Origin of the sequence: Glycomyces buryatensis (genome assembly GCF_004912275.1) — a bacterium.
GTDB lineage: Bacteria > Actinomycetota > Actinomycetes > Mycobacteriales > Micromonosporaceae > Glycomyces > Glycomyces buryatensis.
In genome coordinates this window covers 85,987-100,681 of sequence record NZ_STGY01000072.1, presented here as the reverse complement: position 1 = coordinate 100,681, position 14,695 = coordinate 85,987, and the positions used below count along the sequence as shown (strand labels likewise).

The following is a 14,695-nucleotide window of genomic DNA, read 5'->3' as shown; positions in this document are numbered from 1 at the left end:
GTGCCGCATGAGTCGACCCAAGCGACTCATTGACATACCTGCCCCGATGAAACTAAGCTCTGGAAAGTATCGGGAATTACTCCGAAACTTTCGGTCCCCGCGGCATTGAGATCACGCGTGTCAGAACGGACGCGCGTCGACCGCTGGGCGAAAAAGGAACAATCTCAATGAGGAGAGTCATGTCAGAAGTCTTCGGGCAGACGCCCGTCAGAGTCAGTCGGCGCGGGATCTTCGGTGCCTCGATCGCCGCGTCCAGCGTGCTCGCGCTCGCGTCGTGCAGCGATGACGGCGGCGAAGAGGTGGATGTCGACGAGCTGTCGAAGGGCGCGATGGACGATTTCGCCGCCGACTCGCAGTTCAAGGCGACCGAACCGTTCAGCCTGTCCCTCCTGTGGACGGAGTGGCCCGAACTCCCGATCACCGACTCGTGGCAGTTCTTCACCGAGATCGAGAAGCGCACGAATGTGAAGCTCGAAACCACGATCATCCCGTTCAGTGACGCGGTGGAGAAGCGCAGTCTCCTGATCAGTGCGGGCGACGCACCCATGGTCATTCCGATTATCTACACCGGCGACGAGAACTCGTTCGTCTCTTCGGGTGCGATCCTTCCGATCAGCGACTATGTCGAGCACATGCCGCACTTCCAGAAGTACGTGGAGGAGTGGGACCTCGGAGACATGATCGACAACCTGAAGCAGGCCGACGGCAAGTACTACATGCTGCCCGGCCTGCAGGAGGTGTCGGTCCCCGTCTTCACGCTCATCATCCGCAAGGACGTCTTCGAGACCGTCGGCGGAGGCATTCCCGAGACCTGGGACGAGATGCGCGAAGCCCTCGTCAAGATCAAGGCGGAGTACCCCGACTCCTATCCCCTCGCGGACGGGTTCGAGGCGATGTCGATGCTGAACTACGCCGCGCACGCGTTCGGGGCGCAGGCCGGGTGGGGCTTCGGCACCGGCATGATGGACGACGGCTCCGGCAAGCTCCAGTACACCGCCGTGTCCGCCGAATACAAGGAGATGGTCGAGTTCTTCCGCGGACTCGTCGCAGACGGCCTCGTCGACACGGATTCACTCACGGCGGCGGACGACGGCAGCGGTGGCGGGAGCGTGACGGAGAAGTTCGCCAACGAGCTCGTGTTCGCGGCATCCGGATCGAACGGGACGGCGAGCGACTTCGCAGTGGCCCTGAACGAGACGGTCGGCGAGGGCAACTACGAGGTCCTCCAGATCGCCCCGCCCGGAGGCCCGGCGGGCATGGTGTGCGAACCGCGCAACTTCTGGAACGGCTTCATGCTGAACTCCGAGATCACCGAGTCCGAGAACTTCCTCGCCACGCTGCAGTTCCTCGACTGGATCTACTACAACCCCGAAGCCCGCGAGCTGCTCCGCTGGGGCGTGCTCGACGAGACGTACACGAAGGACGCCGACGGCAAGATCACTCTCAATCCGGAGTTCCGCCTCGACGCCTTCAATATCAATCCGGACGGGGAGACGGACATCCAAAAGGATCTCGGCTGGTCGAACTCCGTGTTCGCCGACTCGACCGAATCGCGCGCGCTCAAGGAGTCGTACAACACTCCCACCTTCGTGGAGTACATCGACTCCGTGCTCGCCACGCGAACCCCGCGCGACCCGAACCCGCCCGCCCCGCTCGACGAGTTGGAGCTCGAACAGGCGGCGCTCCTCTCCACACCGATCAAGGACACGGTCGACACGAACACGTTGCGGTTCATCATGGGCGAGCGCGATATCGCCGAATGGGACGACTACGTGGCCGAGCTCGAATCCCAGGGCCTGGCGGACTACATCAGCCTCATCAATGGTGCGCGTGACCGCTTCGAGGAGGAGAACTCCTGATCCGCGGTCGGGGCGGGCTTTCCGCCCCGACGCGGACGGGAGGGAGTGCACATGCCCCTTACCTCAGACGAGAAGTCCCCGCGGTCGGCCGAGCGCGGGTCGACCAGGGTCGCCGCGCCCGACGGGCCCCCGACACTCACCATCGACAAGCAGCCGACGGCACCGAGCCGAGGACCGCAGCGCCAGACCTGGCGCAAAGCCTTCGAACGTGACTGGCAGCTGTACAGCCTCGCCCTGCTACCCCTGATCTACCTCGCGATCTTCAAGTACGGTCCCATGATCGGGAACGTCATCGCGTTCCGGAGGTTCCGCCCAGGCGGGAACATCTACGGCGACGAGTGGGTCGGCTTCCGCTACATCGAGATGTTCATCAACGACCCGACATTCTGGAAGGTCTTCGCGAACACGGCGATCCTGGGCGGACTGACCCTCGTGGTCTGCTTCCCACTCCCGATCGTGCTCGCGCTCCTGCTGAACGAGGTGAGGAAGAAGCATTTCAAGAAGATCGTGCAGTCGATCTCCTACCTGCCGCACTTCCTCTCCATCGTCATCGTCGTCGGCATGCTCATGCAGCTCTTGTCATTGAATGGCACGGTCAACCAGATCATCGGGGCGTTCGGCGGGGAGAGCATCCCGTTCCTCCAGCGACCCGAATGGTTCCGCGCCGTCTACGTCGGGTCCGAAGTGTGGCAGACCGTCGGCTGGGGGACGATCCTCTATCTGGCGGCGCTCACCACGGTCGACGACTCCCTGTACGAGGCGGCGAGAATCGACGGGGCGGGCCGGTGGCGGCAGACGTGGCACGTCACGATTCCCGGCATCCGTCCGATGATGATGACCCTCCTGGTCCTCAACATCGGGACGTTCCTCAACGTCGGCTTCGAGAAGGTGCTGCTGCTGTACAACCCGCTGACCTACGAGACGGCCGACGTCATCTCGACGTATCTCTACCGGGTCGGTCTGGTGTCGAACAATCTCAGTTATGCGGCGGCGATCGGCCTGTTCCAGGCGGTGATCGGCCTGGTGATGGTGCTTTCCGCGAACCTGATCTCGCGGCGGATGGTGGGGACGAGCCTGTGGTAATCGACGTGATGTCAAAGAACCCGACCAAGCCGGCGAACGGAGGCCAGCGGAAGACGAAGGAGTCGACCGGGACTCGCGTCTTCGGCGTCGTCAACACGACCTTCCTCGTCCTCTTGTGCGTGGGCATGCTGTACCCGTTCATCACGGTGCTCGCCCAGTCGTTCAGCTCGGCGGGTGCGATCAACGCCGGCCAGGTGAGCTTCTGGCCCGTCGGCTTCAACCTCGACACCTACAGTGCCGTGATGCAGAACGACACGTTCTGGCGCAACTACGGCAACACGGTGCTGTACACCGTGGTCGGGACGACGATCGCCATGGTCCTCACCACGACCTACGCATATGTGCTGTCGAAGAAACATCTCAAGGGGCGCAAGGCACTCATCGGCATCGCAGTGTTCACCATGTTCTTCAACGGCGGCCTCGTGCCGAACTACGTGCTGATCTCCTCGCTCGGAATGAAGAACACCATGTGGGCGCTCGTGCTCCCCGGTGCGATCTCGATATTCAACCTCCTTGTCATGAAATCGTTCTTCGAGAACCTGCCGAAGGACCTCGAAGAGGCCGCGCAGATCGACGGACTCGGCTGGTACGGGATCTTCGGGCGGATCGTGCTCCCCCTGTCGAAGGCGGTCATCGCCACGATGGTGCTCTTCTACTCGGTCCAGTTCTGGAACGACTGGTTCGCCGCGTTTCTCTACCTCGACAAGAGCGAGCTGTTCCCCGTCACGCTGTTCGTGCGGAACCTGATCGCGGGAGCCTCCACCACGACGTCCGAAGGAGCGGCGGCCACCGGGTCGACGACCGCGCTGGTCTCCACCAACATCCAGGCGGTGACGATGATCCTCACCGTCATCCCCATCCTCTGCATCTATCCCTTCGTGCAGCGGTACTTCGTATCGGGCATCATGCTGGGCTCGGTCAAGGGATGACGCTCCGCAACACCCGCCCAACGGACACCTCCACGCCTCCACCCGAAGGAAGACGTCTCTCCATGACCACTGACACCGACGCCGCGTCTGCCGAGACGGCGGTCGCCGAGGCGGGCCTGGCGCCCTGGCACGACCACCGGCTCAGCCGATCGGAGCGCGCGGCGGCGCTCGTGGCCGAGATGACGATCGAGGAGAAGGCGGGGCAGCTCGTCGGGCTCTGGGTCGGAGCGGACGCCTCCGGGGGCGACGTCGCTCCACATCAGAGCGACATGAGCAAGGACGCGCCCTCGTTCGCCGACGTGATCGCCGACGGACTGGGCCAGCTGACGCGCCCCTTCGGCACGAAGCCGGTCCAGGCCGAGCTCGGGGCGAAGTCGCTGGCCCGGGCGCAGCAGCAGATCGTCGCGGCCAATCGCTTCGGCATCCCGGCCCAGGTGCACGAGGAATGCCTGGCCGGCTTCGCCGCGTGGGGTGCGACCGCCTACCCGGTGCCGCTCTCGTGGGGCGCGAGTTTCGATCCGGAGCTCGTCCATGCGATGTCCGAGCGCATCGGCCGGTCGATGCGCGCAGTCGGCGTGCACCAAGGTCTCGCGCCCGTCCTCGACGTGGTGCGCGACTACCGCTGGGGACGCGTGGAGGAATCGATCGGCGAGGACCCGTACCTCGTGGGCACGATCGGCGCCGCGTACGTGAAGGGGCTCGAGAGCGCGGGCGTCGTCTCCACGCTCAAGCACTTCGCCGGATACTCGGGCTCGCGCGCCGGGCGCAACCACGCCCCGGTCTCCGCCGGCCCGCGCGAGATGGCCGAGATCTTCCTGCCGCCCTTCGAGACCGCACTGCGGCACGGGGGAGCCCGCTCGGTGATGAACTCGTACGCGGAGGTCGACGGGATGCCGGCGGCCGGTGACCGGCGACTGCTCACCGACCTGCTCCGCGACAAATGGGGCTTCGACGGGGTCGTCGTGGCGGACTACTTCGCCGTCGCCTTCCTCCGCACGCTGCAACGGGTGGCGGAGACCGACGGAGAGGCCGCCGCCCGCGCCCTCTGGGCCGGCATCGATGTCGAGCTCCCGTCGGTCGCGGCCTACGGGGCGCCGCTCATCGACGCGGTTCGGTCGGGCGACCTCGAAGAGGCGCTTGTCGATCGCGCACTGCAGCGCGTGCTCGAGCAGAAGATCGACCTCGGCCTCATCGAAGCCGACTACGACCCGACACCCGCGCACGACGCGCCGCTCGACGCGGCCCTGGACGGTGCCGACTCTCGCGAGATCGCGCTCCGCCTGGCCCGCGAGGCCGTCGTACTCGTCGACAACGATGGGACGCTTCCCCTCTCGGCGGACGTCCGCGTCGCGGTCGTCGGCCCGCTCGCCGACGACCCGTTCGCGATGCTCGGCTGCTACTCCTTCCCCGCGCACGTGGGCGTGCACCACCCGGAATCGGGCCTCGGGATCGACATCCCGACCGTCCTTGATGAACTGAGCGCACGCCGCGAGGTGATCCGGAACGAGGCCGGATGCGACGTGTCGGAGCCGGGGCGCGACGGCTTCGACGCCGCCCAGGACGCGGCACGCGACGCCGACGTGGTCGTCGTCGCCCTCGGCGACCGGGCCGGGCTCTTCGGACGAGGCACCTCAGGGGAGGGCTGCGACGCCGCCGACCTGCGCCTTCCCGGAGAACAGCAGGCACTCCTGGAGGCACTCCTCGATACCGGAACCCCCGTCGTGCTCGTCCTGCTCACGGGGCGCCCCTACGCACTCGGTGCCGTGGCCGCCCGGTGCGCGGCGATCGTGCAGACCTTCTTCCCGGGACAGCAGGGCGCGCAGGCCATTGCTGAAGTGCTGACGGGCGAGGTGAATCCGAGCGGGCACCTTTCCGTCGGAATCCCGCGCGAGGCGGGCGGTCAGCCCTCGACGTACCTGGCGCCGCCGCTCGGCCGGGCCAACGGCGCGTCCAACATCGACCCGACGGCGCTCTATCCCTTCGGGCACGGGCTCTCGTACGAGGACCTCACCTGGCATCCGACGGTGACGGAGGAGGAAGACTGGGAGAACGACGGGACCACCTCAGTCTCGGTCGTCCTCTCGAACGAGACCGCCGTGCGAGTCGACGACGTCGTCCAGGTCTACCTCCACGATCCGTTCGCGCAGGTGACTCGGCCGGACCAGCGCCTGGTCGCCTACCGGCGGGTGTCGCTCGCAGCGGGGGAGACCATCGAGGTCCTATTCCGGCTCCACGCCGACCTGACCTCCTTCGTGGGGATGTTCGGGGATCGAATCGTGGAGCCGGGAGCGGTCGAATTGCGCGTCGCACGTTCGAGCACCGACGTGCACGCCGCGGTGCGTCGACGGATCGTGGGAAGCGTGCGCCGCCTTGGAGCCGATCGGGAGCTCGTCGCCGAGGTCGAGGTGCGCGCGACGGAGGCGCCATAATTATGAACATGACTCACGCCGACGAGATCGGTCCCGGGGCGCTCTCCCGGATGACCGCCGCGATCTACCGGTACCTCGTCCTCGGATTGTTCCTGGCGATCTCCGGTCTGCCGACCGTGCTGTTCTGGGGCCTATTGTCCCCAGAACCTTCGAACGTCGCGTTCATTGACGTCGCACTCTTCGTCGGTGCGCTCCTGCCCGTCGCGCCGGCGCTCTCGGCGGCGCTGTACGCGCAGCGGGCTTGGTCGAAGGAGCCGGACCTGAGTCCGACGCGACCGCTGCTCCGCGGGCTCCGACTGAATCTGCGGGACACGCTTTCCTGGTGGGTTCCCGTGCTCGCGTTCGCGACGGTGCTCGCCGTGAACGTCATCTTCGCCGAGGGGGTCGCCGGGGGCGAGTTCCTGCGACCGGTGTGCGTCGTGCTCCTGGCGGTGCTCGCCGTGTGGTCGGGGCACCTGCTCGTGGTGAGCTCCTTCTTCTCGTTCCGATTCCGGGACGTGCTCCGCGTGGCGGCGGCGGAGTTCTTCATCTCCTGGAAGTCGTCCCTCGGCATCCTCTCGATCCTCGTCGTCGCGACGGCCACCGTGGCCCTGAGCTCCGAGGCACTGCTGCTCATTCTGGGATGGGCCTTCGCCGTCTCGCTGTGGCTGGCCGTGCGGCCGGTCATCGCTGACATCACCGAAAGGTTCACGAGCCACGACTGACGTCGCGACGGCGAACGACCGGGATGGGGAAGCAGACTTGCGATCGAGCATTCTGATCAGTACCGTGAACCTTCACGAAGATCAGAACGGGGAAACAACGATGAACGCCAACCGAGACCCGCGGCCTGAATACGCGGGGTACCTCTACGTGCACTTCAAACGCGAGGCGGAAGACGGCGAGCAGATCTATTTCGCCTTGAGCGAGGGCAATGACCCGCTGCACTTCGACGACCTCAATGGCGGCAAGCCGGTCCTCTACGCCACCTTGGGCGAACACGGCGTCCGCGACCCGCACATCGTTCGCGCCCCGGACGGCGACCGGTTCTACATGGTCGCCACCGACCTGTGCCTCTACAAGAGCCTCGACTGGGATCGCCACCAGCGCCGGGGCAGTCGTTCGATCATGGTCTGGGAATCCCAGGACCTTGTGGACTGGGGCGAAGGCCGGCTCGTCGAGGTCGCACCGCCCGAAGCCGGCAACACCTGGGCGCCGGAGTCGGTCTGGGATTCGGAGCAGGAGGCCTTCCTCGTCCACTGGTCTTCGACCCTCTATGACGACGCCGAACACGAAGGCCAGAGCTACAACCGGATCATGTACGCCACCACTCGCGACTTCCGCGAGTTCTCCGAGCCGCACGTGTGGATCGACCGGGGCTGGCACACGATCGACACCACGGTCATCGACCACGAGGGCGTCTACTATCGCTTCCTCAAGGACGAGCGCAGCCGCACCCACGGAGTGCCCAAGGGCAAGACGGTCTTCTCCGAGACCTCCCGCTCCCTGACCGCCGCCGATTGGGAGCCGCTGGCCGAGGGCATCGGCCTCGACGCGATCAGCCAAGGCGAGGGCCCGCTGGTGTACAAGTCGAACACTGAGGACAAGTGGTACCTCTGGATCGACGAGTTCAAGGCCGAACGCAGGTACGTTCCATTCGAGACGGACGACCTCGCCGGCGGCCAATGGACTCCCTCCGAGGACTTCCGGCTACCGGAGGACCCCTGCCACGGCGTCGTGCTGCCCGTGACCGCCGAAGAGTACGAGCGCCTCAGTACCGCTTGGGATTGAGTAGTGAAAATAGACCACTAGTCGGTGAATACGACCCATTACAACCCGGCCAGGTGTTCATAAGCTCGTCGTATGACAACCACTGAACAACTACTGTCATCCGTAGAGATGGCACGGTTCGTCGCCAACGGGTTCCACCGTTTGGACGCGATCGTGCCGGCCGAGCTCAACGAGCGGGCCATCCCGGAATTCGACGCCGGGCAGCAGCCGGGCGTCGCCTACGGGACCCCCCTGAAGCGGGCCTTCCCCGAGGGCTCGATCCCGCGGGCGCTACTGGATCTCCCGGCGGTCGCCGGGGCGCTGCGGAGCCTCGTCGGATCCGACCCCACGGTCGACCACCACCACACCCACGTGCGCGAGCCGCACGAGGGCGGCGCGCAACCCCTCCACGGCGACGCCATCATCGACACCCGCATCGACGCCTTCGACATCCAGCTCATGTACTACCCGCAGAAGGTCACCGTCGACATGGGCGGCACCCTCTCCGTACCCGGGTCGCACCTGCGCCGCACCAACGAGTCCGACACCGGCCGCTACCAGAACCTGCGCGGGCAGACCCGCCTGACCTGCCCGCCCGGGACCGTCGTGCTTCTGCACCACGGCATCTGGCATGGCGGGCGGCGCAACGACTCCGACATCCGCCGCTACATGTTCAAGATCCGTTTCAACCCGACCGCCCCGCAGGTGCGGACCTGGGATGTGAGCGACCTCGACGACCCCGCCGTCGCCCGGGAGCTCTCCGTCTTCCACCCCTGGAGCGAGCACGCCACCAGCCGCCTGGAGATCTACAACCGCATCAAGATGTGGCGCGCACTCACCGGCGACACCTCGTTCGACATCGACTACTGGGCGACCCGCGTCGCCAACCGCCCCGGGAGGGCCTGATGAAGCAGCACGACGTCAAACAGCGGGTTCTCGTCCTCTACTTGAACACCTCCGCCCTCGACGCAGAGGTGCTGGCCTGGTCCAACTACGACGGGACCGGCAAGACTGACCCCACCACCGGCGACAGCGACGAACCGCCCTACAAGACAGGGGTGGACGCGCTCAAGGACGGCTGGCGGCTCTTCCAGGCCTCCCAGCTCATTCCGCCCTACCCCGGCCACGAGTACGACACCTCGTTCCTCAAGCACGAGTTCTGGTTCGAGAAGCTCGAATAGGCGACCGGATCATCAATCCGAGCCGTTGCCGGACACCGACAATTCGGCGTCCGGCAACGGCTTCTTCCTAGTTCAGGCCGCCGGGGCGGGGCCCGTCGAGTCGCGGACGGTGAGGGCCGTCGAGAGCTGGAGGTGCCGGGACGCGGGCCGGGCGCCCTTCGCCATGCCCAGGACGGTCTCGACGGCCATCCGGCCCATGCCCGCGAGCGGCTGCCGCACCGAGGTGAGGCCGGGCGTGGTCCATTCGGTCTGCGGGGTGTCGTCGAATCCGGTGACGGAGAGCCGGCCGGGGACGTCGACGCCCAGCTCTTTCGCCGCGGCGAGGACGCCGATGGCGATCTCGTCGTTGCCCGCGACGACGGCGGTCGGAGGCGTTGCGAGCGAGAGCAGGTCGTGGCCGTGCATGAGTCCCGCCTCGACTGAGAACGTGTCGTGGTGGATCAGCTCCGGTTCCGCCGTGAGGCCGGCGCCGTCGAGTGCGGCTTGGTACCCGTGAAAGCGTTCGGCCGAGGGGGCCGAGTTCCGGGGGCCGCCGATCCAGGCGATCCTGCGGTGGCCGAAGCGGATGACATGGTCGGTCGCGGAGCGCCCGCCCTCCCAGTTGGTGGAGCCGATGCTGACGGCACGGGAGCCGGCCGTGCCGATCGGATCGATCGTCACGACGGGCAGTTCGAGATCGTCTGCGGCGGTGAGCATTGCATCGGGCACGGCGACGGCGAGTTCGATGACGCCGACGGCGCCCGACTCCTGCTGCTGCGCGACCCAGTCGTGCGCGGCCTCGGGGTTCACGCTGATCGACGGGTCCGGTGGCAGTCGGAGCAGTAGCTCGGTTTCCGTTGCGGTGGCGGCGGCGAGGATTTCCTGAAGCACGGTTCCCGCGTAGGGGGAGGCCACGAAGTCGAGCACGACCACGAGCGCCCGCCCCCGGCGCCGGTCGTGCCGCGGCGTCGTCGGCCGGTAGCCGGTCTCGGCGACGACGCCGAGGACGAGTTCGCGGGTGCGGGCCGAAACGTCGCTGCGTCCATTGAGGGCCTTCGAGACGGTCGCCGGCGAGACGCCGGCCTGCCGCGCGACGTCCATCAGGGTGACTCTCTCAGTTCGGGGTTGCCGACTCACCACAATTCCTTTCGCTGATTCGAAAACATTTCGATACTAGCATCACCTGAACTCGGCCAATAACCGGCAGAATTCCCACCTCAAGATGCTTATTGACCGACATCGACACGCGAGGTAGCGTAAGACGTACTCGAATATTGTTCGAAAAAATTTCGAAAATATCTCCACCGTGCCGTCCACCAAGCGAAGTGAGGCCATGACAAGCAACCGCACACCCCAACCCCGAATTCGCATCGACGGCCAGCCGTGCGAGGAGACGACTCTGCCGCACGTCTGGAGCGAGTGCGTCGGCGCCGGAAGGGCGAACGAGGCGCTGCGGGCGGACTGGCAAGGGCAGTTCGCCGAGGCCGTCGACACCCTCGGATTCAAGTACCTCCGCTTCCACGGCCTCTTCCACGACGACATGTTCGTCTACCGGGAGAGCTACGGCGGCGGCTTCGGCCCGAACTCGCCCCTGGAGGCACCGGTCCACACGTTCAGCTATGTGGACAAGGTGTTCGACTTCATCCTGGACAGCGGCGCCCGACCGTTCGTGGAGCTCGGCTTCATGCCCCGAGAGCTCGCGACCGAGACCGAGACGCTGTTCTGGTGGCGCGCGCACGGCAGCCCGCCCAAGGACATGTCACGCTGGGTCGAGCTGGTGACGAAGACGGTGGAGCACTGGATCGACCGCTACGGCCTCGCCGAGGTCCGCAGGTGGCGGTTCGAGGTGTGGAACGAGCCGAACCTGGTGCCGCACTTCTGGACCGGGACGAGGACGCAGTACTTCGAGCTCTACGAGCAGACCGCGAGGGCGATCAAGCGGATCGACCCCGAGCTGCGGGTCGGTGGGCCCTCCACGAGCGTCTTCGTGCCCGACGACCGGTACAAGGGCGAGGTCCAGGACCGCTCCAAGGAACACGGGACCGCCGCCGCGGACGACCTGGACGCGCTCGACTGGCGTCCGGTGTGGATCGAGGAGTTCCTGGCCTGGTGCCAGGAGCGGCAGGTCCCGATCGACTTCGTCTCGACCCACACGTACCCGACCGACTACGCGTTCGGCGCCGACGGCGTGGGCGTGCCGCTCTCCCGGTACGCCGACGCCACCCACGACGACCTCGCACTTCTGCGGAAGCTCATCGCCGACAGCGCCTACCCCGACGCGGAGATCCACATAACGGAGTGGTCGACGTCCCCGTCCTCCCGGGACCTGATGCACGACACCGTGTTCGCGGCCGCCTCGATCACCCGCTCGTACCTTCAGTGCGCCACGCTCGCCGACTCGATCTCCTACTGGGCCTTCACCGACGTATTCGAAGAGGGAGGCGCCGGCATCGGACCGTTCCACGGCGGCTTCGGACTGGTGAACGAGAACGGCATCCACAAGCCCACCTTCCACGCCTTCGAGATGCTGGGCCGGCTCGGCGACCGGCTGCTCCGCTCCACTCCCCACGGGGCGATCACCCGCGACAGCCGCACCTCGGCGGTGTCGGCCGTCTTCTTCAACTACCCCGAGGACATGGGGCTGAAGTCCATCGGCTCGGCGAACTCCTACCAGGAGACGCGCCACCTCGCCGCGAAGGGTCCGAACAGGACGATCCGGCACTCGATCGCAGGACTCGAACCGGGCAGCAGGTTCCTCGTCGAGATCGTCGACTGGGAGCACGGGAACGTCGCCGAGGCCTGGTACCGGATGGGAAGTCCGATCAATCCGTCCCGGGCCGAGAACCGGTACCTGGGCACCGTGGCGGACGCGCTCCTGAGGTACACGCTGACCGTCCCCGAGTCCGGCGTGCTCGACCTCGACGTCGACCTCGCGCCCTGGGCCGTGATGTCCCTGCGGCAGTCGGACTGACGACCGCGGCGGACCGGAAGCGGAGCCGTGAGGGCGGTACCGAGACCGGTGGCGCGGGCCCTGCGGCCCGCGCCACCGGTCTCGAGTGAGACTCAGGCGAGGTTCCATTTCTGGTTGGATCCGCCGTGGCAGGACCAGAGGTAGACCAGCGCGCCATTGGCGGTCGAGGCCTCGGCCACGTCCAGGCACAACCCGGACTGCCGGTTCACGACCGAACCGTCCGAGCGCAGATCCCATTTCTGGTTCGTCCCGCCATGACACGACCAGATGATCGCCGCAGTCCCGTTCGACGTCCCACCGCCCGAGGCGTCCAGGCACTTGCGCGAAGAACCCGAGTAGACGGTCAATTCGCCTGCGGCGGTACGGCTCCACTGCTGGTTCATGCCGCTCCAGCAGTCGTAGATCTGGAGCTGCGTTCCATTCGCGGTCGACTGGTTCGGAACATCCAGGCACCGGTTCGAGCCCGTGCCGCGCACCGAGCCCGAGGCCGGGCCCGAGGCGTCGCCCTCGGGACCGGCGGCGTCGATGATCTCGGCGGCCCCGGACGGAATGTTGTTCGCCGAGAAGACGGTGTTGTTCTGCACGACATTGCCGCGCTGCCCGTTGGGGATGCCGGTGATGTCGGAACTGGTCGAGTAGTTCCCGGTCAGGGTCAGGTTCCCGGTGTTGTGGCCCCCGTTGATGTTCCCGTGGGCCCACTGCCCGGCGGTGCTCATCATGACGTTGCGCGTCACGCTGAAGTAGCGGGAGCCTTCGTCGAAGTACATGCCGAGCTGGCCCGTGCCGTCGCAGAAGTTCCCCTCGATCGAACTGTTGGGATGCGCCGAGAGCGCGTAGATGCAGCCCGCGTCCCACAGCGTGTTCACGGTGTCGACCAGGTGGTTGCCGACGACATGGACGTCGGTGTGGGTCGTGGGCGTGCTGTAGATCGGCTGGAAGTCGTAGAGACCGCGATCGACGTACTCCTGGCTGCCGCCGGGATCGTTGGCGCCCCAGCCATATCCGATGCCGATGCCGCTGTATGGCATGTCGGCGATGTAGTTGTGGTCGATCGTGAGCCGGGTGGCGTAGGTGGCCAGGATGGCGTCGTTGTCGAGGTATTCGAGCGCCGTGCTGTAGATGCTGTTGTTCCCGATCCGGATGTCGCGGTTGACCATGCGCTGATCCGAAGGGTGGTGCGCGTCGGGGCGCACCCCGCCGACCGTGATGCCGCCGCCGGCGCTCTCGGTGAAGGTGTTGCCGACGACGGAGACGTCGTGCGCGCCGAGTCCGACGCCGGTGGAGTGAGCGTTGGCATCATTGCCGATGCCGAGGGCCATCGAGCCGAGGTTCACGAAGGTGTTGCCCTCGAACGCGATCCGGTCGGCCGCCGAGACCTGGACCGCGCCGGGGGTCTGCGACCAGCCGTTGCGGGAGCCCTCGAAGCCGTAGCAGCCGCGCGAGCATGAGGAGAACGCGTCGCCGGGCCGGTGCTCCTGGGTCCCTGTCATGAAGGTGCCGGTCTGCTGGTTCGCATAGCCGTCGGACGAGTTCGGGTGCAGCCAGGACGTGCCGGTGAAGGTCAGCCCGGAGAACCGGAGGTCGTGGACCGGCTGGTCGTAGGTGCCCCCGACCTCGACCAGGGATTCGAGACGCGGCATCTCGACGCTCGTGTTCGCCAGGTCCTGGCCCTGGAGCGGCTTGTAGTACAGCGTTCCGGCGTTCGCGTCCAGGTACCACTCGCCGGCTTCGTCGAGGAAGCGCTTGGAGTTGGTCAGGAAGAATTTGGGGCCGACGAACGGGGCCTGGACCGTGTCCCATCCGAAGGTGTTGTTGTCCCAGGCGGGCTGCTGCAAGGTGGCCTGGGAGCCGGAGATGTTGTCCACCGGGGTGATCCGGGTGCTCCACGTCAGGTGCGCCAGGAAATCGATGCGCTGCTGGTCCGGCAGGCCGGAGAGCCAGTTGAGGTTCTGGTTCTGGATGGAGATCCCGTCCGCGTTGAGCGAGATGTCCGAAGGGGACAGGCTCATCCGGGCGCGCTGCGCCAGGACTCCGTCGACATAGAGCTGCCGGGTGTCGAAGCCGGTGCCGACGTCGGCCCGGTAGACGCCGGTCGCGGCGTCGTCGAGCTCCCAACCGGTGACCGACTTGGCCCCGGTCACGACGGGCTCCGCGTCGGGTGCGGCCTGCCAGGTCACGGTGTGGCCACCCTGGCCGGAGTCGTTCTCGTCGAACCGCAGTGGCGCGTCGAGCCGGTAGGTCCCATCGAGGAGATTGACGGCCACGTCGCCGTCGCCCGCGGCGGCGGCCTCGCTGGCGCGCCGCTGCGCCTCGGTCAGTGTCTGGAGCGGCTGATCGGCCGTGCCGTCGCCGCTGTCGCTGCCGGTGGGCGAGACGTAGAACTCGTACTCGGCGGCCTGGGCGAGTACCGGGGATGCGCCCGGGCCGACGAGGACTCCGGCGGTTGCCAGGAGGATGGCAGCCGAGAGGGCGGGCGCGCGAAGGCGCCTGGGGGGTGAATGCCGCATGGCGATGT

At 66.7% G+C, this 14,695-nt stretch carries 11 protein-coding genes; 9 read left to right on the top strand and 2 right to left on the bottom strand.

Features of this window, described 5'->3' with window-relative positions; all coding sequences use genetic code 11:
• Window positions 1–179: 179 nt before the first annotated feature.
• The 8 genes from FAB82_RS21765 (at window position 180) to FAB82_RS21730 (ending at window position 9,230) form a co-directional block, all read left to right on the top strand.
• Entirely contained in the window at window positions 180–1,859 is a 1,680-nt protein-coding gene (locus FAB82_RS21765) for an ABC transporter substrate-binding protein (protein WP_211116760.1), read from the top strand.
• Between the two features lie 51 nt (window positions 1,860–1,910).
• Window positions 1,911–2,942: an ABC transporter permease gene (locus FAB82_RS21760; RefSeq protein ID WP_136536662.1), complete on the top strand. Its 1,032-nt coding sequence runs from the start codon at window positions 1,911–1,913 to the stop codon at window positions 2,940–2,942.
• Window positions 2,943–2,950: 8 nt separating this feature from the next.
• Window positions 2,951–3,871, top strand: a complete 921-nt coding sequence (locus FAB82_RS21755) for a carbohydrate ABC transporter permease (RefSeq protein WP_136536661.1) — start codon at window positions 2,951–2,953, stop codon at window positions 3,869–3,871.
• 62 nt (window positions 3,872–3,933) lie between these two features.
• Entirely contained in the window at window positions 3,934–6,300 is a 2,367-nt protein-coding gene (locus FAB82_RS21750; protein WP_136536660.1) for a beta-xylosidase/alpha-l-arabinosidase, read from the top strand.
• Window positions 6,301–6,308: 8 nt separating this feature from the next.
• Window positions 6,309–7,004 carry a DUF624 domain-containing protein gene (locus FAB82_RS21745; RefSeq protein WP_168801708.1) on the top strand — a complete coding sequence of 232 codons (696 nt, stop codon included), beginning with the start codon at window positions 6,309–6,311 and terminating at the stop codon, window positions 7,002–7,004.
• Between the two features lie 100 nt (window positions 7,005–7,104).
• The gene (locus FAB82_RS21740; protein WP_136536658.1) at window positions 7,105–8,070 is read left to right on the top strand and encodes a glycoside hydrolase family 43 protein; all 966 of its coding nucleotides are present in this window, start codon (window positions 7,105–7,107) and stop codon (window positions 8,068–8,070) included.
• Between the two features lie 72 nt (window positions 8,071–8,142).
• Window positions 8,143–8,955, top strand: a complete 813-nt coding sequence (locus FAB82_RS21735; RefSeq protein WP_136536657.1) for a phytanoyl-CoA dioxygenase family protein — start codon at window positions 8,143–8,145, stop codon at window positions 8,953–8,955.
• Window positions 8,955–9,230: a hypothetical protein gene (locus FAB82_RS21730; protein ID WP_136536656.1), complete on the top strand. Its 276-nt coding sequence runs from the start codon at window positions 8,955–8,957 to the stop codon at window positions 9,228–9,230. The genes FAB82_RS21735 and FAB82_RS21730 overlap by 1 nt, the downstream gene beginning before the upstream one ends.
• Window positions 9,231–9,302: 72 nt before the next feature.
• Here FAB82_RS21730 and FAB82_RS21725 read toward each other — a convergent pair whose 3' ends face one another.
• Entirely contained in the window at window positions 9,303–10,310 is a 1,008-nt protein-coding gene (locus tag FAB82_RS21725; protein WP_136536655.1) for a LacI family DNA-binding transcriptional regulator, read from the bottom strand.
• Between the two features lie 232 nt (window positions 10,311–10,542).
• On the opposite strand from FAB82_RS21725, the gene FAB82_RS21720 reads away from it, so the two are divergent.
• Window positions 10,543–12,180 (top strand): GH39 family glycosyl hydrolase, encoded by a 1,638-nt coding sequence (locus FAB82_RS21720; protein ID WP_136536654.1) that lies wholly within the window; start codon window positions 10,543–10,545, stop codon window positions 12,178–12,180.
• Window positions 12,181–12,272: 92 nt separating this feature from the next.
• Here FAB82_RS21720 and FAB82_RS21715 read toward each other — a convergent pair whose 3' ends face one another.
• Complete coding sequence (locus tag FAB82_RS21715; protein ID WP_136536653.1) at window positions 12,273–14,687, bottom strand: RICIN domain-containing protein; 2,415 nt, start codon at window positions 14,685–14,687, stop codon at window positions 12,273–12,275.
• Between the last annotated feature and the right edge of the window lie 8 nt (window positions 14,688–14,695).

Coding starts and splice junctions, on each gene's coding strand:
- FAB82_RS21735 (WP_136536657.1), top strand. CDS start 8,143: ATGACAACCACTGAACAACTACTGTCATCCGTAGAGATGGCACGGTTC.
- FAB82_RS21720 (WP_136536654.1), top strand. CDS start 10,543: ATGACAAGCAACCGCACACCCCAACCCCGAATTCGCATCGACGGCCAG.
- FAB82_RS21730 (WP_136536656.1), top strand. CDS start 8,955: ATGAAGCAGCACGACGTCAAACAGCGGGTTCTCGTCCTCTACTTGAAC.
- FAB82_RS21745 (WP_168801708.1), top strand. CDS start 6,309: ATGACTCACGCCGACGAGATCGGTCCCGGGGCGCTCTCCCGGATGACC.
- FAB82_RS21725 (WP_136536655.1), bottom strand. CDS start 10,310: ATGGACGTCGCGCGGCAGGCCGGCGTCTCGCCGGCGACCGTCTCGAAG.
- FAB82_RS21750 (WP_136536660.1), top strand. CDS start 3,934: ATGACCACTGACACCGACGCCGCGTCTGCCGAGACGGCGGTCGCCGAG.
- FAB82_RS21765 (WP_211116760.1), top strand. CDS start 180: ATGTCAGAAGTCTTCGGGCAGACGCCCGTCAGAGTCAGTCGGCGCGGG.
- FAB82_RS21715 (WP_136536653.1), bottom strand. CDS start 14,687: ATGCGGCATTCACCCCCCAGGCGCCTTCGCGCGCCCGCCCTCTCGGCT.
- FAB82_RS21760 (WP_136536662.1), top strand. CDS start 1,911: ATGCCCCTTACCTCAGACGAGAAGTCCCCGCGGTCGGCCGAGCGCGGG.
- FAB82_RS21755 (WP_136536661.1), top strand. CDS start 2,951: ATGTCAAAGAACCCGACCAAGCCGGCGAACGGAGGCCAGCGGAAGACG.
- FAB82_RS21740 (WP_136536658.1), top strand. CDS start 7,105: ATGAACGCCAACCGAGACCCGCGGCCTGAATACGCGGGGTACCTCTAC.